The sequence below is a fragment of the Amycolatopsis sp. MEPSY49 genome (assembly GCF_051337345.1).
Taxonomy (GTDB): domain Bacteria; phylum Actinomycetota; class Actinomycetes; order Mycobacteriales; family Pseudonocardiaceae; genus Amycolatopsis.
Window position 1 is genome coordinate 229,713 of the sequence record NZ_JBDLYJ010000009.1, and the last position, 23,886, is coordinate 253,598.

Sequence of the window (23,886 nt, forward strand, 5' to 3'; positions counted from 1 at the left end):
CTTAAGGAGCTACTGTGCCCGAAGCCTTCCTCCTCGACGCCGTCCGCACGCCGGTCGGCCGGCGCGGTGGCGCGCTGTCCGCGTGGCACTCCGCCGACCTCGGCGCGCACGTCATCCGGGCGGTCGTCGACCGCGCCGGCGTCGACCCGGACCTCGTCGACGACGTCATCCTCGGCTGCACGGACACCCTGGGCCCGCAGTCGGGCAACATCGCGCGCACCGCGTGGCTCGCGGCCGGCCACCCCGACCACGTGCCCGGGGTGACGGTCGACCGGCAGTGCGGGTCGAGCCAGCAGGCGGTGCACTTCGCGGCGCAGGCCGTCATGTCCGGCACTCAGGACCTGGTCCTGGCCGGGGGCGTGCAGAACATGAGCCGCGTCCCGATCAGCGCGGCGATGCTGGCCGGGCGCGAGTACGGCTTCGACGACCCGTTCTCCGGCTCGAAGGGCTGGCAGGAGCGCTACGGCAGCGTCGAGGTGTCGCAGTTCCGCAGTGCCGACATGATCGCCGAGCACTGGGACATCAGCCGGGAGGCCATGGAGGAGTACGCGTTCCGCAGCCACCAGCGGGCCCTGGCCGCGATCGATGCCGGCCGGTTCGACGCGGAGATCGCGGAGGTGGACGGCTTCCGGCACGACGAGGGGCCGCGCCGGGACACGTCACTGGAGCGGATGCGCGGGTTGAAGCCGCTTTCGCCGGAGTCGCGCCTGACGGCGGCGGTGGCCAGCCAGATCTCCGACGGCGCGAGCGCGGCTCTGCTGGCTTCGGAGGCCTTCGTGCGCGAACACGGGCTGACACCGCGGGCTCGCATCCACCACCTGTCGGTGCGGGCGGCGGACCCGGTGTGGATGCTGACCGGCCCGATCCCGGCGACGTCCCACGCCCTGCGTCGCGCGGGACTCGCGATCGAGGACATCGACCTGTTCGAGGTCAACGAGGCGTTCGCCAGCGTGGTGCTGGCGTGGCTGGACGAAACGGGCGCGGACCCCGAGCGGGTGAACGTCAACGGGGGTGGCATCGCCCTCGGCCACCCGATCGGGGCGACCGGCACGAAGCTCCTCGCGACGCTCCTGCACGAGCTGGAGCGCCGCGAGGGCCGGTACGGCCTGCAGACGATGTGCGAAGGGGGCGGCACCGCCAACGTCACCATCATCGAACGGCTGTGATCAGCCGAGGGCGCGCAGCTTCGGCAGCACGTCCTCGCTGAACTGGCTCAGGAAGCGCTCCTGGTCATGCCCAGGACCGTGGAACACCAGGTGGTTCAACCCCGCGTCCAGATACGGCTTGATCTGCGCCACGGCCTCGTCCGGGTCGGACGCCACGATCCACCGCTTGGCGACCTGGTCGATCGGCAGCTCGTCGGCCAGCCGCTCCATCTCCTCGGCCGAGGACACGCTGTGCTTCTGCTCCGCCGACAGCGACAGCGGCGCCCAGAACCGGGTGTTCTCCAGCGCCTTCTCGTGGTCGCGGTCGTACGACAGCTTGATCTCGATCGTCCGGTCGACGTCCTCGACGGTCTTCTCCGCCGCCTCGGCACCTTCCTTGACCGCCGGCATCAGCTTCTCGGTGTAGAGGTCCATGCCCTTGCCCGACGTGCAGATGAACCCGTCGCCCGCGCGGCCCGCGTACTTGGCCACCACCGGGCCGCCGGCGGCGACGTACACCGGCACCGGCTGCTCCGGCCGGTCGTAGATCTTGGCGTCCACCAGCTCGTAGTAGTCGCCCTTGAAGTTCACGTTGTCGCTGGTCCACAGCTCGCGGATCAGCTTGATCGACTCGCGCAGCCGCGCGAAGCGCTCCTTGAACTCCGGCCACTCGCGCCCGGAGACGGCGATCTCGTTCAGCGCCTCGCCGGACCCCACGCCGAGGATCACGCGGCCGTTCGACAGCAGCGACATCGTCGCGAACGCCTGGGCGATCACGGCCGGGTTGTACCGGAACGTCGGGGTCAGCACGCTCGTGCCGATCTGCACCCGCTTCGTGCGCTCGGCGACCGCCGGCATCCACGCCAGCGCCCACGGCGCGTGGCCGCCCTCGTGCCGCCACGGCAGGAAGTGGTCCGACACCCAGACCGAGTCGAGGCCGACCTCTTCGGCACGCACCGCGTACTCGACCAGGTCCCGCGGTCCGAACTGCTCCGCCGACGCCTTGTAACCGACCTTGAGCGCCACGCTCACTCATCCTCCCGTTTGCCGGCCAAGACGTTGGAGTATCTCACCTGCCTCGGCCACTGTGCCCTCGACGATCCCGGCCACCGTGGGCAGGTCGTGGATCATGCCCACCACCTGTCCCGACGCTAGCACTCCCGCGTCCGTCCGGCCCTCGACCAGCCCCGCCCGCAACAGCATCGGGGTGTTGGCCGCCATGACCAGCTGACTCCAGGTCAGATCGTTGCCGTGCTTCATCGCGAAGCCTTCTTTGACCATCGCAACCGGGGACAGTCCGGTGATATTCCGGAACCGGAGGGCGTTGCGCGCGGCCTGCGCGAACCCGCGCAGGCGCCCGGTGCGTTCGAGCTGCTCGACGAGGTCGGTGCGCAGCACCCGGTGCGGCAGCCCGTCGACGCGCCGGGTGACGACCGTCCCGGTGAGACCCTGCTCGAGGTAGACGCGCTTGACGTCGTCGGGGACCGTGCTCTCCTTGCTCAGCAGGAACCGGGTGCCCATCGCGACACCCGCGGCCCCGTAGGCGAGCGCGGCGGCGAGACCGCGGCCGTCGAAGAAGCCGCCGGCGGCGACGACCGGGATGTCGACGGCGTCCAGCACCGACGGCAGCAGCAGCGTGGTCGCCACGCCCCCGGTGTGCCCGCCGCCCTCGCCGCCCTGCACGATGACGGCGTCGGCACCCCAGGCGGCGACCTTCTCGGCGTGCCGCGCGGCGCCGACGGACGGGATCACGACGATCCCGTGGTCCCGCAGTTTCGCGATCATCTCCTTGCGCGGCGCGAGCGCGAACGACGCCACCTTGACGCCTTCGCGGATCAGCAGGTCGACGCGGTCGCCGGCGTCCGCCGCGTCGGCGCGCAGGTTGACGCCGAACGGCTTTTCCGTGCGCTTCTTGACTTCGGTGATCGCGGCTTCCAGCTCGGCGAAGGTCATCGTGGCCGACGCGAGGATGCCGAGCGCGCCGGCCTCGGCGGTCGCCGAGACGAGCCGCGGGCCCGCGACCCAGCCCATCCCGGTCTGCACGACCGGGTGCTCGACCCCGGCGAGCTCGGTCAGCGCGGTCTTCACGCCGGTACTTCCTTGTCACGCAAGCTCTTCGGGTCCACGACCTCGCGGAGCAGCCGCAGCTCTTCCTCGGTCGGCTCGCGGCTGGTCTCGACGCCGGAGAAGTCGATCTCGAACGTCGTCGCGGCCATGACCTCGTCGCGGGTGACGCCGGGGTGCAGCGACACCGCGCGCATCGCGTGGTCGGCACCGCCGAAGCCGAACACCCCGAGGTTCGTGACGACGCGGTGGACGTCGTGGTACATCTGCGCCGATGGTCCGGCCTTGGCCGCGTTGTCGTAGCCGACCCCCGACACGACGTCCACTGTGTCCACGAAGACCCGCGTGGAGTGCCGGGGAACCCAGTAGCTGGTGCGGTGGTTGACCGTGTTGCCCGGCGCCCCGCGGACGCCGAGGAGCTGCTTCTTCGGCCGGGCGTGGTCGCCGATGGCGGAGATGTTCTGGTTGCCGTACCGGTCGATCTGGTTGGCGCCCATCACGACGTGCCGCCGTCCGTGCGGGACGATCGTGTCGAGCATCTTGCGGAACGGCTGCCAGCCCTCGACCACGCCGTCGGTCGTCACGAGGTAGGCCTCGCCGTCGGACATCAGCAGATCGGGTTCGAACGTCAGCCGCGCGAGCTTCGCGCCCAGCTGCGGGACCAGCCCCATCGGGCTGACGACGATCTCGCCGTCGCCGCGGAACACCTCGGCCATCGCCACGACGACGATCTCGGCCCGGGTCGCCCTCATGCCGCCTCCGCTTCGAACTTGTCCACTTCGGACAGATACCGCGACTCGTCCCCGGACAGGAACCGGTCCGCGAACCCCGGCCACGCGTCGAGGTCCTTGGCGCAGGCCGCGTAATGGCGCTGGAACCGTTCGTCGCGACCGTAGTCCGGCACGGCCGTGGTGAAGTGCGCGCCGCGCGGGGACTCGACGACACCGTCCACGCTGCCGCGGTTGAGCAGCAGCGACTGCACCGGCCCGCCCGCCGTCAGCTCGGCCGTGTCGACCACTTTTTCCACCGACACGAACCGTTTGGCCGCCGCCAGGCAGAAGAGATCGTCGAAGTACGGGTCCGGGCCGAGGTACTGGGCGTTGCCGCGGGCGTCGGCGCGGTTGAGGTGCACGAGCGCGACGTCCAGGTGCTGCGCCGGGACCGCGACCAGCTCCTCGCCGTCGGCGTACGGTGAGCGCACGGTGCGCAGGTCCGGGTTGGCGCGCATCACCTCCGAGCCGAGGCCGGCGCGCATCGGCAGGAACGGAAGCCGTTGCGCGGCCGCGGAAAGCGCGGCGCCGAACATGCCTTCGTCGTACTCGGTGACGGCGATGGCGCCGGTCTCGCGGGCCCGGCCGAACCACGGATCGAACGGAATGGAGTCCAGGGTCACGAACCCGAAGACCACGCGCTTCACTTTGCCCGCCGCGCACAGCAAGCCGACGTCCGGGCCGCCGTACGAGACGACCGTGAGGTCCTTGACGGGCGTGCGGAGGATCGCGCGGACCAGGGCCATCGGCTTGCGCCGCGAGCCCCAGCCGCCGATCCCGATCGTCATGCCGTCCTTCAGCTCGGCCGCCACCTCGTCGGCGGTCGTGCGCTTATCGGCCATTCAAGAACTCCTCGCGGGCTTCGTCGGACGCGCCGAGCAGGTTGAGCTCGAAGGTGAAGCCCTGCTCGAACCGGTAGCTGCGGTGCACCTGCTGGGTGTCGATGCCGTTCAGCGCCTCTTTGGCCGCCCGGATGACCCGCGGGTCCTTCTTCGCGATGTCCCGGGCGACGGCCAGGGCGGCGTCGTCCAGCTCCGCGCGCGGGACGACCTGGTAGACCGAGCCGTGCGCGTGCAACTCGGCGGCGGTGATGGTGCGGGCGGTGAAGTAGAGGGTGCGCATGAGGTGCTGCGGCACGAGCCGCGCCAGGTGGGTCGCGGCACCGAGCGCGCCGCGTTCGACCTCGGGGACGCCGAAGGTGGCGTCGTCGGACGCGAGGATCACGTCGGCGTTGCCCACCAGTCCGATGCCGCCGCCGAGGCAGAAGCCGTGCACCGCGGCGACGACCGGGACCGCGCAGTCGTAGACGGCACCGAATGCGGCGTAGCAGCCCCGGTTCGCGCCTACCAGCGCGTCATACCCTTCGCTGCGCTGGATCTCCTTGATGTCGACGCCGGCGTTGAAGCCCCGGCCTTCGGCACGCAGGACGACGACATGTACGTCCGGGTCTTCCCCGGCTTTCTTCAGCGCGTCGGCGAGGTCGAACCAGCCCTGCACGGGCAATGCGTTGACCGGCGGGAAGTCGACGGTGACGACCTCGACGTGCCCGTCGCGCTTGGTGAGGATCGCCATCAGCTCGCTCCGTAGACGGGTTCGGGCTCGGGCGCGCGCTCGAGCAGGTCCTTCACCACCGGGCCGAGCTCGGCCGGGTCCCAGCGCTCGCCCTTGTCGACGGCCGGCCCGTGGCGCCACGCCTGCGCCAGCGACACCTTCCCGCCCTCGACCTCGAAGACGCGGCCGGTGACGTGCGAGGACTCCTCGCTGCCCAGCCAGACGACCAGCGGCGAGACGTTCTCCGGCGCCATCGCGTCGAAACCGGTGTCCGGCCGCGCCATCGTCGCGAAGACCGCCTCGGTCATCCGGGTCCGCGCGGCCGGCGCGATCGCGTTCACGGTCACCCCGTAGCGCGCCAGCTCGGCCGCCGCCACGACGGTCAGGCCGGCGATGCCCGCCTTCGCCGCCGAATAGTTGCCCTGGCCGACGCTGCCCAGCAACCCGGCACCGGAACTGGTGTTGATGACGCGCGCGCTCGGGGCGCGGCCGGCTTTCGCCTCGGCCCGCCAGTGCTCGGCGGCGTGCCTCAGCGGGGCGAAGTGGCCTTTGAGGTGCACGCGCACGACGGCGTCCCACTCGTCCTCGCCGAGGTTGACCAGCATCCGGTCCCGGACGAACCCGGCGTTGTTGACCAGCACGTCGAGGCGGCCGAAGTGCGCCAGCGCGGTGTCGATGAGGGCCTTCGCCCCGGCCCAGTCGGCGACGTCGGAGGTGTTCGCCACCGCTTTCCCGCCCAGGGCTTCGATTTCGGCGACGACCTCGGCGGTCGCGTCGCCATCCACGTCGTTCACCACCACCGGCGCGCCCTCGGCGGCGAAGGCGAGGGCGTGGGCCCGCCCGATGCCGCGGCCGGCGCCGGTCACCACGACCACCCGGTCCTGGCACAACCCGCTCACGAATCCTCCCGTTGGTTGACGTCGGCCGCGGCGAGGAACGCCGGGACCTCTCCCCCGCCGTGCACGAGCAGGGTCGCGCCGGAGACGTAGGAAGCCAGGCCGGAGGCGAGGAAGGCGGCGCAGGCGCCCACTTCCGCCGGCTCGGCCAGCCGGCCCAGCGGCACGGTCTTCCCGACCGCTTCGACGGCGGCCTCGCTGCCGTAGTGCAGGTGGGCCTGTTCGGTGCGCACCATGCCGACATCGAGGGCATTGACCCGCACCTTGGGGGCCCACTCGACGGCGAGACTGGCGGTGAGGTTGTCGAGCCCGGCTTTGGCGGCCCCGTAGGCGGCGGTCCCGGGCGACGCGCGCGTGCCGCTGACGCTGGAGATCATCACGATCGAGCCGCCGGTGGCCTGGCGTTGCATGACGGCGTTGGCGTGCTGGGAGACCAGGAGCGGGGCGAGCAGGTTGAGCTGGACGACCTTGTCGTGCAGCCGCGGCGAGGCGGTGGCGGCGGGAGCGTAGGGGGCACCGCCGGCGTTGTTGACGACGACGTCGAGGCGGCCGTGTTGTTCGACGATGCCGTCGATGAGCGCCTTGACCTGGGTTTCGTCCCGGACGTCGCACTGGACGAACTCGGCGTCGGTGGCGGTCTCGCGCCGGGCGCAGGTGATGACGTGGGCGCCGTGGGCGAGGAAGACGTCGGTGACGCCCCGCCCCACCCCGCGGACGCCCCCGGTCACCAGGACGACGGCGCCGGACAGGCCCAGATCGGTCTTCACTCCCCAAAACTAGAACACGTTCCAACTTTGGGCAAGGTCGGTGGACTCGGCTGGGATCATGAGCGCATGGACGAACCGTGGCCGCTCGCACCATCGGGCACGGCGGACTGGCTGCGGGACCTGTGCGGCGACGGCCTGACGGGTTTCCTGCCACCGGCGATGCCCGACGCGGCTTGGGTGCTCAACGCGATGTACGAGCACGAGAACGGGCCGACCGGCGCGACCCACCACGAGTACCGCCAGGCGCGCCTTGCCGAAGGAAGCGCCGAGCCACTCGTCGTCGGAGGCATCGACCTCGAAGCCGCGACCGTGACCACGGGCGGCGGACTGGGCCGCGCCGAGCACCCCGGCCCCGGCTGGCGCCGGCTGCGCTGGTCGGAGCTGGCCGAGCGCACCGGCGACCCCGTCGTCCCCGAGGGACAGTTGCCCGGCTACCAGTGCTTCCCGTCCGCGAAGAAGGACGGCAGCTGGCCACTCGGCATCCTCCCGCCCACCGAGGGGAGCCTCGACCGCGAGACCTGGACGCGGCTGATCGACGTCCTCGCCGAACACAGTCCCGCAGGCCCGGACACGCCCTGCTTGGCCTACTACAGCCCGGCGATGTTCGGGTTCCTCGACCTCGAGAACCCGGTGGTGCACGCCGGGAACCTGGGCGACGCCGGGATCCTGTACGACCACCCCGAAGTCGACTTCAGCCCGTCGAACCTCTGGGCCGGGGACCGCTCGTGGTGCCTGGGCACCGACTACGACCTGTGGGGCACGAAAGTCGCCGGCCCACCTGCCCTGATCGAGGCGCTGCTTCGCGACCCCGGACTCGAAGCCGTCCGGCTCCCCTGGGCGGACTAGAACGCGTTACGACTCGCGCTTCGCGGCGTCGTACTCCGCGTTGGCCGCCATCACCTCGGGCATCTGGCCCTCGACGTCCTCGATCAGCGCCAGCAGCAGCGCCGCCGTGCGGCGGCCGCGGGGGGTCAAGCTGTACTCCACCTTCGGCGGGATTGTCGGCTGGGCCTCGCGGTGGACGAACCCGTCGCGCTCCAACGCCTGCAGCGTCTGGGCGAGCATCTTCTCGCTCACCCCGGACACCCGGCGGCGCAGGGCGTTGAACCGGAGCGTGCCGTCGTGGAGGGCGGCCATCGCCAGGATCCCCCACCGGCCCGTGATGTGCTCGAGCGTCGCCCGGGACGTGCACGCCTGCGCGAACACGTCGAACAGCACCTGCCCGTGCTCGTCCGGCCACTCCGGCGCCTCGCTCATGCCGTCAACGGTACCTCGCCCGCGCCGGATACCCAGGTGAGGATGCTCACCAACAGTTTGCACTTTCGAAAAGTTAGTACACTCTGTCGGTAAGCAATCCAACAGCGAGGAGCAGCAGATGATCGTGGTCACCGGTGCCACCGGCCAGCTCGGCCGCCTGGTCGTGGAAGGCCTGCTGAAGAAGGTCCCGCCCGCCGAGGTCGTCGCCGCCGTGCGCGATCCCGGGAAGGCCGCCGAGTTCGCCGCGCGTGGGGTGCAGGTGCGGCGGGCCGACTACGACGACCCGGCGAGCCTCGCCGCCGCCTTCGCCGGGGCGGACAAGGTGCTGCTCATCTCGAGCAGCACGCCCGGGCAGCGGCTGACCCAGCACGAAGCCGTCATCACGGCCGCGCGCGAGGCCGGGGCCGGCCACCTCGCCTACACGAGCATCCTGGCCGCCGACACGACGAAGCTGTCCCTCGCGCCCGATCACAAGGCGACCGAGGAGGCCATCCGCGCGTCGGGCGTGCCGTTCACCTTCCTGCGCAACGGCTGGTACACCGAGAACTACGCGCAGACGATCGCCCAGGCGCTCGCCGTCGGGTCCTTCGTGGGCAGCGCCGGCGAGGGCAAGCTGGGCGGCGTCCCGCGGATCGACTTCGCGGAGGCGGCCGTCCAGGTCCTGACCGGAGAAGGCCACGAAGGCAAGGTGTACGAACTGGCCGGCGACGAGCCGTGGAGCTACGCCGACCTCGCCGCCGCCGTGACGGCCGCCACCGGCAAGCCGGTCACCTACCAGGACCTGCCCGGCGAGCAGTACCGCAAGGCGCTCGTCGGCGCCGGGTTGCCCGAGCCGGTCGCGGCCATGCTGGCCGACGCCGACCGCGGCATCGCCGAGGGCGAGCTGTCGTCGGGCTCCGGCGACCTGCGCCGCCTGATCGGCCGGCCGACGACGCCGCTCGCCGAAGCCGTCACCGCCCTGGTCAAGGGCTGAGGACCGGCCCCGGGGACCGGAGCGCCGAGGCGCGCAAGGCCGCCTGCATCGCGAACCGGGCCCCGGGGTCCTCCAGCCGCTCGCCGAACGCCTCCTTCAGCTGGCGCACGCGGTACCGCACCGTCTGCGGGTGGACCGACAGGTCCACCGCGATCTTCTCCGAGTTCCCGCCGTTTTCCAGCCACGACAGCAAAGTCTCGCCCAACCGGCGGCGCGTGCGGTCCGGGAACCGGGCCAGCGGCGCCAGTTCCTGGCGGACCACCTGGTCCGCCAGGGCCGGGTCGCAGAGCAGCCACAGCGTCGTCAGGTGCTTCGCGCACCACGTCACCGAGACGTCCGGCAGCGCGCCTTCGCCCACCAGCCGCAGCGTCATCCGCGCCCAGCGCAGGGACTGCGCCGCGCCGGACGGCGGCACCGGCGGGCCCACCGCGATCCGGACGCCCAGGGCGGCGAGGAACCGCTCGTCCACCGGCGCCGGCACCACCAGGCAGGGCCGCGGCGGTTCGAGGTCGGCCAGCACCTCCGGCCCCCAGCACGGTTCGACCGGTGCCTCGAGGACGACGGCCGCCACTTCGCCGGGCACCGGCCACCCGGCCGCCGTCGCGAGCTCGGCGACGACCGTGTCCGTCGGCGCCACCGGACCGGTGACCAGGCGCAGCAGGCGACGGCGCAGGCCGGCCCGCGTGCCGCCGAGCTCCGCCTCCGCCTCGCGGTGCCCACGGATCGACATCCGCGCCAGGTCGTCCGCGTAGCCGAACAGCATCTCCGCCAGGCGCGCCATCACCGCCGACGACAGCCGTTGCCGGCGGCCCAGGCGCATGATCCAGCGCCAGCCCGCGCGGGTGCCGATCCGGTACGCCGCTTGCAGATCGTCGAGGGTCCGGCCCTCGTAGGCCTCGCCCGCGCCGAGCCGCCGGCACGTTTCGTACAGCCGCTCCCGCGGCGCCAGCGGGTCCTCGACCAGGTCGACGAACAGGACCACCGCGCACTCGACCCCGTGCCGGGTCACGCGGCCGTGCCGGGCGTAGACCGGGACGGCCTGCCACACCTCCCGGACGATCCACTCCACCAGCGACGGGATCGCCGGGCGCATGAGCGCGGCCAGCTCCGCGCGTCCGGAAACCTCGTGCGCCACCGGGAATTGCTGCCGAGCTTGGTCGCCGGACACCGGGCTCCCTTCGCGGGGCGGGTGAGCTTTACCGAGCGGTAAAGCAGCGAGACCGTACAGTACACCTCCATGAGCAGGCCGCGGTCCCCTGATCGATCCAGCACGCGCCGGAGCCCGGCCGCCCGGCCCACCGACGGCGAGCTGCTCGACGCCGCCCGCGCGGTGTTCGCCGAGCGCGGGTACGCCCACGCCACGATGGACCTGATCGCCGCCCGCGCCGACTCCACCAAACCGACGCTCTACGCGCATTTCGGAGACAAGGCCGCGCTTTTCCGCGCCACCGTGAGCCGGGAGGTCGCCGCGCTGCGGAACTGGGTCCTCACCGCCTACGAAACCGCGAGCGCGAGTCCCCTCGAAGACCGCGTCCGGCTCGCCGTGATGGCCATGTTCCGCTACGCCGGCGCCCACCCGGACAGCTTCCGGATGCTGTTCGACTCCGCCGTCGACGAGATGTCGAACGAGCGGCGGGCGCTGGCCGACACCGTCACCACGCACGTCGTCGACCGCGTGCGGGAGCACCTGCTCGCCCACGGCCGCACGCCCGGCCCCGGCGCGGACCTGCTGGCCGCGATGATGGTCGGGCTGGTCGGCCGGGCCGCGATGCACGTCTCCCACTCCCCCGGCGTCGACCCGATCGCGGCGGGCGAACTGGCCACCGGGTTCGTGATGGCCGCCGTGCGCGGGCTCGACCCCGCGCTGCTGGACCGCGTCGACGCGGGGCAGTGCGCCACCTGAGCGTCCACATCGGACTGATTGTCACCGGCTGAACAATTCCGCGCGGGAAATCGACGGTCCCCTTGCCTTTCCGCGCATTTCGAGAAAGCGTTTGCGGACATTCCGGTTCCCCAGCAGAAGTGGGATCAGCCATGATTCGCTTGCTTTCCTCCGCCGTCGCGGCCGGCCTCGCCGCCGCCGGGCTCGCCGCCGCCACCGCGCCCCCGGCGTCGGCCGCGCCGTGCACCGACGTCGACGTGCCGGTCGCCCGCGGCACGTTCGAACCCGGCACGCTCGGCTTCATCGTCGGCGACCCCGTCTACCAGGCCGTGCAGAACCGGCTGCGGCCGCGTTCGACGAGCAGCTACCGGGTCGACTACCCGGCCGACCTCGGCGAGCCGGCGTCGGTGCAGAAGGGCAACACCGACCTGGTCGACCACGTCAAGGCGCAGGCCGCGGCCTGCCCGCAGCAGCGGTTCGTCCTGGTCGGCTACTCCCAGGGCGCCAACGTCGTCGACAACTCCCTCGGTATCAGCAGCGACGGCGCGGTCGTCGGCGGCCCGATCGTCGCGACCATCCCGGCGGAGCTGGCCCCGCGGGTCGCGGCCGTACTGCTGTTCGGCAACCCGATCCGCGCGATCGGCCGCCAGGTGACCGGGACGTACCAGAGCCGCACCAAGGACTACTGCGCCGACGGCGACCCGGTCTGCCAGCCCGGCGGCGCGAACTTCCTGGCCCACTTGAGCTATGGCGGCGACGCCTCCGACGCCGCCGCCTTCGCCGCCGGCAAGCTCTGACCCTCAGCAGTTGGACGGGGCCTGCTCACCGGCGAACCGCTTGACGATCCACTGGTGGGCATCCCCGTTCCCGGCCAGGATTCCGGTGGCGTGGTCGGAGATGTAGGTCTGCCACTGTTCCCGGACCCCGGCCGCGCAGTACGCCCGGTGCAGGGCCTCCGCCTGCGGCGTGTTGACGATCTCGTCGGTGCTCGCGTGGTACTGGAACACCGGCACCCGCGGCGGGTTCGCGCCGAGCTTGTTCTGCGCCAGCCGCGCCTGCCACTGCGGCGTGCTCAGCGGGTTCGACGTCGTGTAGTCGCTGATCTTCTTGAACGAGTAGTTCAAGAGCAGTTCCGCGACGCACGCGTTCTTCTTGGCGTCGTTCAGCTGCTGCCGTCCGGTGTCGTTGAGGAAGGAATCGAGCTTCAGGTCCGGGTACGCGGCGTCGAGCCCGACCGCGGCGAACGCGAGGAACCCGAAGCCGATGTACCCGTCGAGTCCTTTCGCGACTTCGGTCAGGTCGGCCGGCACCCCGCCCGCGACGACGCCGACGACGTTCAGCTCCGGCGCGTACGCAGGCGCCTTCTCCCCCGCCCACATCGATCCGCCGCCGCCCTGCGAATAGCCCTGGAAGATCACCTTCGCGGTCTTGGCCAGCTTGGCGGCCGGGAGGTTCTGCGCCGCGCGCACCGAGTCGATCACGGCCGGTCCCTCGGACTGGCCGGTGATGTACGTCGGCGTGGTCGTCGGCGAATAGCCTTCGTAGTCGGTCACCGCGACGGCGTACCCGCTGGACAGCGAGTCGTTGATGGCCGGCTGGTCGTAGAGCGTGCCGCGTTCCATCGCCTTGGACGCCGTGCACTTGAACGCCGGGCCCTGCGTGCCGACCGCGTACCCGACGATCGGCGCTTGGGCCGGGTCCTTGCCCTTCGGCACCAGGATGGTTCCGGTGACCGCGTCCGGCAGGCCCCGGGCGTTGGTCGAGAGGTACATGACCTGCCAGGCGTCGGCGTTGGCGACGTTCAGCAGCGGCACCGACGGGCGCCAGCGCAGGACGTCGCCGGGTTTCCCGGCCGGCAGCGGCGACGGCGGGGTGTAGAACGAGTCGTCGAACGGGCCGGGCAGGATCGGCGCCGCGACGGCACCGGCGGGCGGGCTCGCGGCCATGACTCCCAGCGCCGCCAGGGAGACGCCCAGGAGCGCGGACAGCACGCGTCGCAAGAGGACAGACTTCACCACAACCTCCATCAGGGGAAAGGGCTCTATCATTCGAAGGAAGGCTCAGGCGGGGAGTCCGAGCGCGCCGGCCAGGACCGGCCACGAGTTGTGCAGGGCCCGCTGCCAGTACGGCCAGCTGTGCGTGCCCGGCCCGTAGTAGTCGACCGTCGCCGGGATGCCGTTCTGGCGCAGCTTGTCGGTGAAGCTCTGCGAGGACAGCAACGCCGACGGTTCGAGCACATCGGACTGCCCGGGCGGGTCGAGCGGCCCGGTCTGCCCGTTGCCGCAGGAGATGTAGAGCGCCGTGCCGCGCAGGTCCTGGACGTGGTCGTACGGGTTGTGCGACGACCAGATCGGCTGCATCCCGAAGGAGTCGCCCCACAGGTTCAGGTAGTTGAAGATGCCGGCGCGGGCGAGGATGCCGATGATCCAGACGGGGATGCCCGGGTAGAGCGTGTTCGGCACGCCGGAGTACGACGCCGCCGCGGCGAACATCCCCTTGTGCTGGAAGGCGTACGCCATCGCGCCGTAGCCGCCGATCGACAGGCCGGCGATCGCCCGGCGGGTGCCGCCGTGGTAGCCGCGTTCGACGATCTGGCGGACTTCGGCGGTGTGGAACGTGTCCCAGTCGGGTTTGCTCGACAGCCCGAAGTTCCACCACTTCGTGTACATCCCGGCCGGGCCGTCGGTCGGCATGACGACGAGCGCGTCCTTGTCGGCAGTGAACGCCTTCACGTCGGTGAACTGGTCCCACGACTTGTAGTCGACCGGCTCGCAGCAGCCGTGCAGCAGGAACAGCACCGGCCAGGTCCGGGTGGGCTGCGCGGCCCAGCCGGACGGCACGATCAGCCGGACCATCCCGGTGGTGCCCAGCGCCGGCGAATCGATCTTCAGGTCGACCGTCCGGGCGTCGAGCCAGGTCTCCTGGACGACTTTCGCGCCGTCGTCGGCCACGGCGGGACTCGCCTGGGCGGCCGTGACGCCACTGGCGACCAGGACCGCGACGGCCAGCATCAGCAGGGTGGCGCGCATCGAAGTCTCCTTCACAGGGGGATGTTTCCGTGCTTCTTGGCCGGCAGGGTCTGCCGTTTGGTCCGCAGGGTCTTCAGGGCGCGCGCGACCTGGAGCCGGGTCTGCGACGGCGTCACGACCTGGTCGACGTAGCCGCGTTCGGCGGCCAGGTAGGGACCGGTGTGGCGCTTGCGGTACTCCTCGGTGAGCCGCCGGCGCGCCGCGGCCCGCCGCTCCGGCGGCAGTTCGGCCAGCTCACGGCGGTAGAGCACCTGCACCGCGCCCTCCGCGCCCATCACCGCGATCTCGGCGGTGGGCCAGGCGAGGGTGACGTCCGCGCCGAGGTGCTTCGAGCCCATCACCGCGTAGCCGCCGCCGTAGGCCTTGCGGACCACCACCGTCACCTTCGGCACGGTGGCCTCGGAGTAGGCGTAGATCAGCTTGGCGCCGCGGCGGATGATGCCGCCGCGTTCCTGGTCGCTGCCGGGCAGGTAGCCGGGGACGTCGGCGAGGGTGAGCAACGGGATCGAGAAGGCGTCGCAGAAGCGCACGAACCGCGCGGCCTTTTCCGACGCGTCGATGTCGAGCACGCCGGCCTGGTGCCGCGGCTGGTTCGCGACGACGCCGACCGTGCGGCCCTGGACGCGGCCGAACGCGCAGATCATGTTGGGCGCGAAGGCACTGTGGACTTCGGAGAACTCGCCGTCGTCGACCAGCCGGACGATCAGCTCGGCCATGTCGTAGGTCTGGGTCGGCGAGTCGGGCACCAGCCGGTCGAGCTCGAGGTCCGCGGACGTGACGACGGCGCTGGTGTCGTCGGCGTACTCCGGCGCGGGGTCGAGGTTGTTCGCCGGCAGGTAGCCGAGCAGCGTCTGCACCCACTCGATCGCGTCCTGCTCGTCGGCCGCCCGGTGGTGGGCGTTGCCCGCGACCTCGCTCTGCACGGCCGCGCCGCCGAGTTCCTGCGCGGTGACGCGCTCGCCCGTCACCGCGTGCACGACGTCCGGGCCGGTGACGAACATGTGCGAGGTTCCGTCGACCATCACGGTGAAGTCGGTGATGGCCGGCGCGTAGACGGCCCCGCCCGCGCACGGGCCCATGATCATCGAGATCTGCGGGATGACCCCGGAGGCGTGGGCGTTGCGCCGCCCCAGTTCGGCGTAGTAGGCCAGCGAAACGACGCCCTCCTGGATGCGCGCGCCGCCGGAGTCGTTGATCCCGACGACCGGGCAGCCGAGCGACATGGCCAGGTCCATCACCTTGAGGACCTTCTCGCCGGAGACCTCGCCCATGCTGCCGCCGAAGACGGTGAAGTCCTGGGAGAAGACGCAGACCTGCCGCCCGTCGACGGTCCCGTGCCCGGTGACGACGCCGTCGCCGTAGGGCCGGTTGGCGTCCATGCCGAACTCCGCGCACCGGTGCCGCGCGAACTGGTCCAGCTCGACGAACGAGCCGGGGTCGAGCAGCAGCCCGATCCGTTCGCGCGCGGTGAGCTTGCCCTTCGCGTGCTGGCGGTCGACGGCCCGCTTCTCGGCGATCCGGACCGCTTCGTCCTGGCGCGCCTCGAGATCGGCGATCCGGAACGCCGTGGTCGGCGTCAGTTCGTCCATCACCGCACCCCCGCTCCGAGCCGGGCCGCGAGCGCCGCGGCCACCGCCGCCACGTGCGGCGGGTCGATCATCGAGACGTGGTCGCCCGGCACCCGGACGACTTCGAGGTCCGCGCAGAACGCGTCCCAGCCCAGGGTGTCGTCCGTGCGCAGGTACCGCGGGTCCAAAGTGGTCGTCAGCGGGTGCGGGTCCTGGGCCCGCAGGAGCAGCACCCGGCCGTCGTACCGCTCCGGGGCGTACCGTTCCGCCACTCGGGCGTCCACATAGGACTCGTACTGGTGGCGCAGGACGCCGGCGCCGAGATCCGGAACCTGGTCGGCGAGGCTTCCCATCACCCAGCGGATCTGCGCGTCTTCGTCCAAAGTGGCCAGTTCGGCGCGCGGGATCGTGAACGGGACGCCGTAGGTCCGCCGGATGTGCTCGGCGAACCGGTCGAAGCGGTCCAGCAGCAGGTCCGCCGGCTTCCCCGGCGCGGGCAGCGGCAGGATCGAATCGATCAGGACCACGACGTCCACCGGCCCGTCCAGCCGCCGGGCCGTCTCGTAGGCGAGGCAGCCGCCGAACGACCAGCCGCCCAGGCGGTACGGGCCCCGCGGCTGGATCTCGCGGATCAGCTCGGCGTAGCACGCGGCCTTGGCCTCGACGGTGTCCTCGTCGTCGATCCGTTCCAGCCCGTACACCGGGTGTCCCTCCGGCAGGAGCCGGACGAGCTCGCGGTACACGCTGGTCGGGCCGCCGGCCGGGTGGAACAGGAACAGCGGCTCGGCGACGCCGTCGCGCAGCAGCCGCACCGGGCCGCCGCCGTGGCCTTCGAGCTCCGCGCGCAGCAGGTCGGCCATCGCGGCGACCGTCGGCGTGGCGAACAGCCGCTCCACCGGTGGCACCGCGCCCAGCTGCTCCGCGAACACCGCCCGCAGCCGGCGCGCGCGTCCGGGATCGCCGCCGACGGCGAAGAAGTCGTCGTGCACCCCGGGTTCCGGGCCGCCCAGCTCGGCCCGCCAGTGCCGGGCGACCCACCGCTCGGCGGGGTCGCGCGGCCCGGCGGTGGCCGGCTCGGCTTCGGCTGGTCCGAAGCCGGCCTGCTCGGCGAGGTGCGCGGCCAGTTCGGCCAGGCTGGCGCCGCGCAGGAGCAGCGGGATCGGCAGCGGCAGGCCGAAGTCGCGTTCCACCGCGCCCCGCGCGCGCATCGCCGACAGCGAGTCGAGGCCGAGCCGGGTGAGCGGCACGTCCCGTTCGACCTCCGCGTAGCCCAGGACGCCCGCGACGAGCCCGGCCAGGTGGTCGGCGATCGCCTCGCGGGCGGCTTCCGGCGACGCTTTCCGCCGCAGCACGTCCAATCCGTCCCAAGTGGACGACCCGGTGCGCGGCGCGAACAGCCCGAAGAACGGCCGCTCGGCCAGGCGCGGGAACAGCTCCAGCACGGTCTCGGCGTCGAGGCGGGCGATGCCGGTCGCCTGGCGGTCGCGCGCGAGGACGGCGTCCAGCGCCGACAGCGCTTCCTCGGTGCCGAGTGGCTCGAGCACCGGGTTGCGCGACCCGGCCGCGGCGCCGACCTCACCCCAGGCACCCCACCCGATCGTCGCCGCCGGGAGCCCCTGGGCCCGCCGCCACGCGACCAGGGCGTCGGCCCAGGCGTTGGCGGTGGCGTACGCGGCCTGGCCGGGCGAGCCGAACAACGCGGCGGCCGAGGAGTACACGAGCCACCAGTCGAGGTCGTGCCCGGCGGTCGCCTCGTGCAGCCGCCAGGCGCCGACCGCCTTCGGCCGCCAGACGGCGTCGAGCGCGGCCGGGTCCAGGCTGATCACGGCGCCGTCGGCGAGGACTCCGGCGGCGTGCAGCACCCCGCGCAGCGGCACGCCGCCGTCGACGGCCGCCGCGACCAGCGCTTCGGCCGTGCCGGGCCCGGCGATGTCGCCGGCCACGACGCGGACGTCGATCCCCAGGTCCGGGACCGGGGCCGCGCGACGGCTGTTGAGCACGACCCGCGTCGCGCCGCGCTCGGCCAGCCACTTCGCCGCGACCAGGCCGAGTCCGCCGAGCCCGCCGGTGATGACGTAGGCGCCGCCGCGGACCGGCTCGCGTACTGGGTCGCCCGGCTCCGGGCGGACCAGCCGCCGCACGTACCGGACGCCTTCGCGCCAGGCGACTTCGTCGTCGGGGCCGTCCGCGCGGACCTCGTCGCGCAACTGCCCGACCCACAGCCGGGCCGGGTCCGGTCCGGCGTCGAAGTCGACCGCGCTGACCCGCAACTCGGGGTGTTCGAAGGCGAGCACGCGGACGAACCCGCGCAACGCGGCCAGGTCGGGATCGCCACGTTCGCCGGGCTCGACGCTCTGCGCCCCGGAAGTGACGAGCCACAACCTGGGCGGCTCGGGCCGTTCGGCCAGCTCGGCGACGACTTCGGACAGGGTCCCGACGAGGTTCCTCGCCCGTTCCGGATCGGGGTTGTCTCGGCTGCCGAGGTGGACGAGCACCGCGGTCGGGTTCTCCCGCAGCTGGTCCTTCAGGGGGGCGACGTCTTCGGACAGCTCGATCCAGCGGTCCGCCCGCTCCGGCGCGGCGGGGAGGTCCACCTCCTGCCACGCGGTCTCGTACCGCAGCCGGTCCAGCGCCGCGTCCCGGAAGCGGCGGCAGTAGACGTCGCGGAACTCGACCAGGACGACGTCGTCGGCGTCGACGAGCTGGACGCTGCCGAGCAGCCCGTCCCCGGACGGGTCCCGCGAGGTGAGGACGGCGTCCACGCGCACGCCGCGGCGCGGTTCCCCGGCCAGGACCACCTCGCCGATGGTGAGCGGCAGGTAGAGGGCGTCGGCGTTCCCGACGGCCGCGGCGAGCGCATGCAGGCAGGCGTCGGCGAGCGCGGGGTGCAGCAGGTAGGCGGGGTGATCGGTGTCGGGGAGGACGATCGAGGCGGAGGCTTTCCCGTCGGCGGCCACGACGTTGCGGAGGCCTCGGAAGGCCGGGCCGTAGTCCTGGCCCAGCTCGGTGAGGACGCGGTAGAGGTCCAGCGGCTCGCCGGTGGCCTCGCCGAAGGGTGCCGACGGCGTGCCGCCGGGCTCGATCCTCGCGGTGGCGTGGCGGATCCACTCGCCTTCGGTTTTGACGTGGACGCTGAACTCGGTGCCGGTGCGGCTGGTCGTCACCTCGGTGTGCTCGCCGAGTTCGAGGACTTCGCGGAGTTCGAGGTCCCGGACCCGGCCGCCCCGCGCTGCGGCCAGCGCGAGTTCGAGGAACCCGGTCGCCGGGAACACGGGCTTCCCGCGCACGGTGTGGTCGGCCAGCCACGGCAGCGCTTCGGTGCCGACGTCGCCCCGCCACAGGTCGCCGTCCGGGTGTTCGATGTGGACGCCCAGGAGCGGGTGGCCGCCGTGGGTCCGGGTCCGGCGTTTCGGCCAGAACCGCTGGTGGCGCCAGACCGGGCCGGGCAGGTCGACCGGCGCCGTCCGGGGACGGGCCGCGAGTGCGCCGGAGCGGCCGTTGACGTGGAGCCGGGCGAGGCTGGTCAGGAACGCCGTCCGTTCGTCGGCCTTCCGGCTCGCGGAGGGCAGACCTTGTTCGCCCGTGGTCTGTTCGATGGCGGCGAGGGCGACCGGGTGCGGGGAGACTTCGACGAACACGGCGTGCCCGTCTGCGGCCGCGGCGGCGAGGGCCTGGCTGAACCGCACCGGACGGCGCAGGTTCGCCGCCCAGTACTCGACGTCGAAGGCGGGTGTCTCCTGTGGATCGTCGAGAACTGTGGTGTAGCAGGGGACTTCCGGTGTGCGTGGCCGGATTTCTTCGAGGCCGGCCCGGAACCGGCCGAGCACGGCGTCGACGGCGGCGGAGTGCCCGGCCCCGCCGACGGGAAGCCGCCGGGCGAGCCGGCCCAGGCGTTCGGCGTGCTCGACGAGGGCGTCGACCTGGTCGGCGGCCCCGCTGACGGTGCACTGGGTGGGCGACGCGTAGACGGCGACGGCGACCTCGGGGAACCGGGCGAGTTCCTGCGGCGAGAGTTCGACGACGGCCATGGCACCGTCCCCGCTCCGATCGAGTTCGGCGAGCAGCCGCGCGCGGGTGGCCATGACGCGCAGGCCATCGGCGGGTTCGAGCGCCCCGGCGACCACGGCCGCGGCGACCTCCCCCATCGAGTGCCCGACGACGGCGGCCGGCGTGACCCCGTGGGCGCGCCAGAGGCCGGCGAGGGCGAGTTGCATGCCGAAGAGGGCCAGCTGGGTGGTGGCGAGGTCGCCGGGTTCGCCTTCGAGGAGGGCGCGGAGCGAGGAGCCGAGGTGTGCTTGGAAGACGGGGTCGAGCGCTTCGACTTCGGCGCGGAAGGCGGGTTCGGAGTGGAGGAAGGCGCGGCCCATGCCGTGCCATTGGGAGCCGTAGCCGGAGAACACGAAGACGGGATCGCCGGCCGCCGGCCGCGGCAGACTGCCCGCCAGGCCGCGGCCCGCAGCCAGCTCCCGCAGCCCGTCCACCACCTCGGCGCGGCTCTCCCCCACCACCGCACCCCGGATCGGCAAGTGCTCGCGCCGGTGCGCCAGCGTCGACGCCACCGCGCCCAGCGGCACCGCCGAAGCACCCTCGAGCCACTCCGCCAGCTCCCCCGCCCGAGCCCGCAGCACCGCACCCGACCGGGCCGACAGCGCGAACACCGCCGGCCCCGCGATCTCCGGAGGCACCCGCACCGGGAACGCCGCCGCCGGCCATTCCTCGACCACCACGTGCGCGTTCGTCCCGCCGAAACCGAACGCCGACACCCCCGCCCGGGCCGTGCCCGAATAGCGCGGCCAGTCCGTCGGCGACGTCACCACCCGCAACCCGGTGAAGTCGATGTGCGGGTTCGGCTCGCGGAACCCCGGGCTCGGCGGCACCCGCCGGTGCGTCATCGCGAGCACCACCTTCAGCAGCCCCGCGATGCCCGCCGCCCCTTCGAGGTGGCCCAGGTTGCTCTTCACCGATCCCAGCAGCAACGGGCGGTCGGCCGGACGCCCGAGCACCGCCGACAGCGCGCCCGCCTCCAACGGGTCCCCGAGCGGCGTCCCCGTGCCGTGCGCCTCCACGTAGTCCACAGAGGACGGATCCACGCCGGCGGAAGCGTAGGCCGAGCGCAGCAAGTCTGCTTGCGCCAACGGGTTGGGCGCCGTCAAGCCGTTGGACCGGCCGTCGGAGTTCACCGCGCTACCACGCAGCACCGCCAGGATCCGGTCGCCGCGGGCCGCCCGCAGCGGCTTCAGCACGACCACTCCGCACCCCTCGCCGCGCGCGATGCCGTCGGCGGCCGCGTCGAACGGCTTGCAGCGGCCGTCCGCGGCCAGCACCCCGGCGCGGTGGAAGCCCGCCGTGATGCCCGGCGACAGCAGCACGTTCACCCCGGCCACCAGCGCGAGGTCGCTCTCGCCGCGACGCAGGCTCTGCATCGCCTGGTGCACCGCGACCAGCGACGACGAGCACGCCGTGTCCAGCGTCAGGCTCGGTCCGCGCAGGTCCAGCAGGTACGACAGCCGGTTCGCCGCGATGCTCGCCGCCGCCCCGGTTCCCGACCAGACGTCGACGCCGGCGACGTCGGTCATCGTCAACGAGCCGTACTCGGTGGCCGACAGCCCGACGAACACGCCGGTCCGGCTGCCGCGCAGCCCCGACGGCGGGATCCCGGCGTGCTCCAGCGCCGCCCAGGTGACTTCCAGGAGGATCCGCTGTTGCGGGTCCATCGCCTCGGCCTCCCGCGGCGTGATGCCGAAGAACTCCGCGTCGAACCCGGCCACGTCGTCGAGGAAACCGCCTCGCAACGGCAGTCCCGCCAGATCACCGGCCGGCGCGAACGTCTCCCACCGTCCTGCCGGGACGTCGCCGACACCATCGCCCCCGGCGTCGAGGAACTTCCAGAACGCTTCCGGCGAGTCGATCCCGCCCGGCAGCCGGCAGCCGAGGCCGACGATCGCGATCGGCTCCTCGTCCGCCCGCGACGGCCCGGAAACCGGCACGGAGTCCCCTGTGGACAGATAGTCGGCCAGAGCGTTGACCGTCGGGTACTGCCAGACGAGGGTGACATCCAGGGGCCGTCCGGCGAACTCGCCGAGGTCGGCCGCGAGGGCCGTCGCGTCCCGTGACGACAGTCCCGTTTCGTGCAACGGCCGGTCGGGGTCCACCGGACCGAGCCGGGCGAGCAGCCACGCGCGCACCGCGTCCGACGTCGTCATCCGAGCCGCCGTCCGGTCAGCGAACCGTCCAGGTAGGACTGCCGGCAGCGCGCCCGGCTGATCTTGCCGCTGGACGTCCGCGGCACCTCGCCGGGCCGGAGGACCACGACGTCGTGCAGGCCCAGACCGTGCCCGGCCGACACCGCCGCCCGCACCGCGGCCGTCAGCTCGGCGACCTCGACCTCGGAGTTCTTCGCGAGCTCCACCACGATCACCGCCGCTTCCCCGTCGTCGGTCGCGATCGCGAAGGCCGCGGCCGAGTGCGGCCGGACGCCGGCGTGCTCCTCGGCCGTCTGCTCGATGTCCTGCGGGTAGTGGTTGCGCCCGTCGACGACGACCAGGTCCTTCAGCCGGCCGGTGACGTACAGCTCGCCCTCGAAGACGACGCCGAGGTCGCCGGTCGCCAGCCAGCCTTCGCCGGTGTCCGGGTCGAGCGGCGGCAGGCCGAACGTTGCGGAGGAGTCTCGCCCCCAGTAGCCCCTGCCGACGTTCGGGCCGCTGACCCGGATCTCGCCGACCTCGCCCGGCGCGGCCGGTTCGCCGGTGCCAGGATCGACGATCCGCACCCGTTGCCCGGCGGGCCGGCCGCACGACACGAGCGTCGAGCCGGACGCGGCGGGCACCGTGAACCCGGCGGCGAGGCGCTCGCGGTCGAACGTCACCTGCCGAGCCGGTTTCCCGGCGTCGGACACGGAAACCAGCACGGTGGCCTCGGCCAGGCCGTAGGAGGACCGGTGGACCTCCGGCCGCAGCCCGCACTCGGCGAAGGCGCCCTGGAACTTCGCGATCGTGGCCGGCAGCACCGGTTCGCTGCCGTTGATCAGCGAGACGACCCGGCTCAGCTCCAGGTAGCTCTTCTCCGCTTCGGACACGCGGGAAGCGCAGTAGGCGTAGGCGAAGTTGGGCGCCGCGCTGATCGCGCCCGGACTGGCCGAGAGGGCGCGCAGCCAGCGCGACGGCCGTTCGAGGAACGCCAGCGGGTCCATCAGGACCGAGGCGAGGCCGCCGGCCATCGGCGCGCCGATACCGAGGATCAGGCCCATGTCGTGGAAGAGCGGGAGCCAGCTGACCGTCGAGGTGGTCCGGCTTTCGGCGCCGTAGGCGGTGCACGCCTGACGCGCGTTGGCGAGCACGTTGCGGTGCGTCAGCACCACACCGGCGGGCGTGCGGGTGGACCCGGACGTGTACTGCAGGTACGCCGTCGCGTCGGGGTCCGGCGCCGGCCAGTGCCGGGGTTCGGCCGGCGCGAGGGCGTCGACGGCGACGACGTCCGGCCGGACCGGCGAACCGGCGAGGAAGCCGTGGACCGCGTCGATGTCCCCGGTCGTGGTGAGCACGACGCCCGGCGCGCAGTCGGCGAGCGCCGCGGCCAGCCGGCCCGCGTGCCCGGGCAGGCCGGGCGCGAACAGCGGCACGGCGATCAGCCCCGCCCGGATCGCGCCGAGGAACGCGACGACGTAGTCGGCGGACTGCCCGGCGAGCACGGCCGCGCGCTCGCCTGGTGCCGCGATTCCGCTCAACCGCGCGGCGACCGTGCCGACGCGGTCGTCGAGTTCGCGCCAGGTGAGCGTGACCGCCCGGCCGTCGGCGCTGCCGCGGTAGTCGACGTGGGTCAGCGCGACCTCGTCGCCGAGCACCCGCGCCCACTGGCCGAGCAGGGTCGCCAGTGAGGCCGTCGATTCAGCCCCGGTGACGGGAACCGGCGGGGAAATGGTTTCCATGGCACCTCGCAGAGAGCGTTTACCGGCGCAGTGAATAGCTGCGCGCGGGCAGTTGTCAAT

The 23,886-nt window shown here is 72.6% G+C and carries 19 protein-coding genes; 5 read left to right on the top strand and 14 right to left on the bottom strand.

From position 1 onward, the window contains the following. The first annotated feature begins 14 nt into the window (after positions 1-14). Positions 15-1,166: an acetyl-CoA C-acetyltransferase gene (locus ABFJ78_RS34245; protein ID WP_436391132.1), complete on the top strand. Its 1,152-nt coding sequence runs from the start codon at positions 15-17 to the stop codon at positions 1,164-1,166. On the opposite strand, the gene fgd is transcribed toward ABFJ78_RS34245, so the two are convergent. Genes fgd through ABFJ78_RS34280 form a run of 7 tightly spaced genes read right to left on the bottom strand, consistent with a single transcriptional unit; the run spans position 1,167 to position 7,193 of the window. Beyond that, positions 1,167-2,171 carry a glucose-6-phosphate dehydrogenase (coenzyme-F420) gene (fgd, locus tag ABFJ78_RS34250; protein WP_436391481.1) on the bottom strand — a complete coding sequence of 335 codons (1,005 nt, stop codon included), beginning with the start codon at positions 2,169-2,171 and terminating at the stop codon, positions 1,167-1,169. Positions 2,172-2,177: 6 nt separating this feature from the next. After that, complete coding sequence (locus ABFJ78_RS34255; protein ID WP_436391134.1) at positions 2,178-3,233, bottom strand: NAD(P)H-dependent flavin oxidoreductase; 1,056 nt, start codon at positions 3,231-3,233, stop codon at positions 2,178-2,180. Further along, positions 3,230-3,961, bottom strand: coding sequence for a CoA-transferase subunit beta (locus ABFJ78_RS34260; protein WP_436391135.1), 732 nt, complete (start codon positions 3,959-3,961; stop codon positions 3,230-3,232). Before ABFJ78_RS34260 ends, ABFJ78_RS34255 begins: the two co-directional genes overlap by 4 nt. Next, on the bottom strand, positions 3,958-4,821 hold the full coding sequence (locus tag ABFJ78_RS34265) for a CoA transferase subunit A (protein ID WP_436391137.1): 864 nt from the start codon (positions 4,819-4,821) through the stop codon (positions 3,958-3,960). The genes ABFJ78_RS34260 and ABFJ78_RS34265 overlap by 4 nt, the downstream gene beginning before the upstream one ends. After that, a complete protein-coding gene (locus ABFJ78_RS34270) occupies positions 4,811-5,551 on the bottom strand; it encodes an enoyl-CoA hydratase family protein (protein ID WP_436391139.1) in 741 nt (246 codons plus the stop codon). The genes ABFJ78_RS34265 and ABFJ78_RS34270 overlap by 11 nt, the downstream gene beginning before the upstream one ends. Next, entirely contained in the window at positions 5,551-6,429 is an 879-nt protein-coding gene (locus tag ABFJ78_RS34275; RefSeq protein WP_436391141.1) for an SDR family oxidoreductase, read from the bottom strand. Before ABFJ78_RS34275 ends, ABFJ78_RS34270 begins: the two co-directional genes overlap by 1 nt. After that, positions 6,426-7,193, bottom strand: coding sequence for an SDR family oxidoreductase (locus ABFJ78_RS34280; protein WP_436391143.1), 768 nt, complete (start codon positions 7,191-7,193; stop codon positions 6,426-6,428). Before ABFJ78_RS34280 ends, ABFJ78_RS34275 begins: the two co-directional genes overlap by 4 nt. A 66-nt stretch (positions 7,194-7,259) precedes the next feature. Between ABFJ78_RS34280 and ABFJ78_RS34285 the strand changes: the two genes are divergently transcribed. Then, entirely contained in the window at positions 7,260-8,039 is a 780-nt protein-coding gene (locus tag ABFJ78_RS34285) for a hypothetical protein (protein ID WP_436391145.1), read from the top strand. Between the two features lie 6 nt (positions 8,040-8,045). On the opposite strand, the gene ABFJ78_RS34290 is transcribed toward ABFJ78_RS34285, so the two are convergent. Further along, positions 8,046-8,450, bottom strand: a complete 405-nt coding sequence (locus ABFJ78_RS34290; RefSeq protein ID WP_436391147.1) for a winged helix-turn-helix transcriptional regulator — start codon at positions 8,448-8,450, stop codon at positions 8,046-8,048. A gap of 118 nt (positions 8,451-8,568) precedes the next feature. Between ABFJ78_RS34290 and ABFJ78_RS34295 the strand changes: the two genes are divergently transcribed. Continuing rightward, a complete protein-coding gene (locus ABFJ78_RS34295) occupies positions 8,569-9,423 on the top strand; it encodes an SDR family oxidoreductase (RefSeq protein ID WP_436391149.1) in 855 nt (284 codons plus the stop codon). Here ABFJ78_RS34295 and ABFJ78_RS34300 read toward each other — a convergent pair. After that, positions 9,413-10,591 carry a PucR family transcriptional regulator gene (locus ABFJ78_RS34300; protein WP_436391151.1) on the bottom strand — a complete coding sequence of 393 codons (1,179 nt, stop codon included), beginning with the start codon at positions 10,589-10,591 and terminating at the stop codon, positions 9,413-9,415. The genes ABFJ78_RS34295 and ABFJ78_RS34300 overlap by 11 nt on opposite strands. Positions 10,592-10,660: 69 nt before the next feature. Here ABFJ78_RS34300 and ABFJ78_RS34305 point away from each other — a divergent pair, with 69 nt between their 5' ends. Together ABFJ78_RS34305 and ABFJ78_RS34310 are read left to right on the top strand one after the other, a co-directional pair. After that, the gene (locus ABFJ78_RS34305; protein ID WP_436391153.1) at positions 10,661-11,326 is read left to right on the top strand and encodes a TetR/AcrR family transcriptional regulator; all 666 of its coding nucleotides are present in this window, start codon (positions 10,661-10,663) and stop codon (positions 11,324-11,326) included. Between the two features lie 131 nt (positions 11,327-11,457). Next, entirely contained in the window at positions 11,458-12,102 is a 645-nt protein-coding gene (locus tag ABFJ78_RS34310; protein ID WP_436391155.1) for a cutinase family protein, read from the top strand. 3 nt (positions 12,103-12,105) lie between these two features. On the opposite strand, the gene ABFJ78_RS34315 is transcribed toward ABFJ78_RS34310, so the two are convergent. The 5 genes from ABFJ78_RS34315 to ABFJ78_RS34335 form a co-directional block, all read right to left on the bottom strand. Beyond that, positions 12,106-13,251, bottom strand: a complete 1,146-nt coding sequence (locus ABFJ78_RS34315; protein WP_436391482.1) for a lipase family protein — start codon at positions 13,249-13,251, stop codon at positions 12,106-12,108. 114 nt (positions 13,252-13,365) lie between these two features. Continuing rightward, positions 13,366-14,316: an alpha/beta hydrolase gene (locus ABFJ78_RS34320; RefSeq protein WP_436391484.1), complete on the bottom strand. Its 951-nt coding sequence runs from the start codon at positions 14,314-14,316 to the stop codon at positions 13,366-13,368. Positions 14,317-14,345: 29 nt separating this feature from the next. Then, entirely contained in the window at positions 14,346-15,923 is a 1,578-nt protein-coding gene (locus ABFJ78_RS34325; RefSeq protein ID WP_436391157.1) for an acyl-CoA carboxylase subunit beta, read from the bottom strand. Next, positions 15,923-22,105 carry a beta-ketoacyl synthase N-terminal-like domain-containing protein gene (locus ABFJ78_RS34330; RefSeq protein WP_436391159.1) on the bottom strand — a complete coding sequence of 2,061 codons (6,183 nt, stop codon included), beginning with the start codon at positions 22,103-22,105 and terminating at the stop codon, positions 15,923-15,925. Before ABFJ78_RS34330 ends, ABFJ78_RS34325 begins: the two co-directional genes overlap by 1 nt. Further along, positions 22,102-23,826: a fatty acyl-AMP ligase gene (locus ABFJ78_RS34335; protein ID WP_436391161.1), complete on the bottom strand. Its 1,725-nt coding sequence runs from the start codon at positions 23,824-23,826 to the stop codon at positions 22,102-22,104. The genes ABFJ78_RS34330 and ABFJ78_RS34335 overlap by 4 nt, the downstream gene beginning before the upstream one ends. Between the last annotated feature and the right edge of the window lie 60 nt (positions 23,827-23,886).

What these genes read in the sequence shown, in the direction of transcription:
- ABFJ78_RS34260 (WP_436391135.1), bottom strand. Translation starts at nt 3,961, where the DNA reads ATGAGGGCGACCCGGGCCGAGATCGTCGTCGTGGCGATGGCCGAGGTG.
- ABFJ78_RS34265 (WP_436391137.1), bottom strand. Translation starts at nt 4,821, where the DNA reads ATGGCCGATAAGCGCACGACCGCCGACGAGGTGGCGGCCGAGCTGAAG.
- ABFJ78_RS34270 (WP_436391139.1), bottom strand. Translation starts at nt 5,551, where the DNA reads ATGGCGATCCTCACCAAGCGCGACGGGCACGTCGAGGTCGTCACCGTC.
- ABFJ78_RS34285 (WP_436391145.1), top strand. Translation starts at nt 7,260, where the DNA reads ATGGACGAACCGTGGCCGCTCGCACCATCGGGCACGGCGGACTGGCTG.
- ABFJ78_RS34290 (WP_436391147.1), bottom strand. Translation starts at nt 8,450, where the DNA reads ATGAGCGAGGCGCCGGAGTGGCCGGACGAGCACGGGCAGGTGCTGTTC.
- ABFJ78_RS34295 (WP_436391149.1), top strand. Translation starts at nt 8,569, where the DNA reads ATGATCGTGGTCACCGGTGCCACCGGCCAGCTCGGCCGCCTGGTCGTG.
- ABFJ78_RS34305 (WP_436391153.1), top strand. Translation starts at nt 10,661, where the DNA reads ATGAGCAGGCCGCGGTCCCCTGATCGATCCAGCACGCGCCGGAGCCCG.
- ABFJ78_RS34310 (WP_436391155.1), top strand. Translation starts at nt 11,458, where the DNA reads ATGATTCGCTTGCTTTCCTCCGCCGTCGCGGCCGGCCTCGCCGCCGCC.
- ABFJ78_RS34315 (WP_436391482.1), bottom strand. Translation starts at nt 13,251, where the DNA reads ATGGCCGCGAGCCCGCCCGCCGGTGCCGTCGCGGCGCCGATCCTGCCC.
- ABFJ78_RS34320 (WP_436391484.1), bottom strand. Translation starts at nt 14,316, where the DNA reads ATGCTGGCCGTCGCGGTCCTGGTCGCCAGTGGCGTCACGGCCGCCCAG.
- ABFJ78_RS34325 (WP_436391157.1), bottom strand. Translation starts at nt 15,923, where the DNA reads ATGGACGAACTGACGCCGACCACGGCGTTCCGGATCGCCGATCTCGAG.
- ABFJ78_RS34330 (WP_436391159.1), bottom strand. Translation starts at nt 22,105, where the DNA reads ATGACGACGTCGGACGCGGTGCGCGCGTGGCTGCTCGCCCGGCTCGGT.
- ABFJ78_RS34335 (WP_436391161.1), bottom strand. Translation starts at nt 23,826, where the DNA reads ATGGAAACCATTTCCCCGCCGGTTCCCGTCACCGGGGCTGAATCGACG.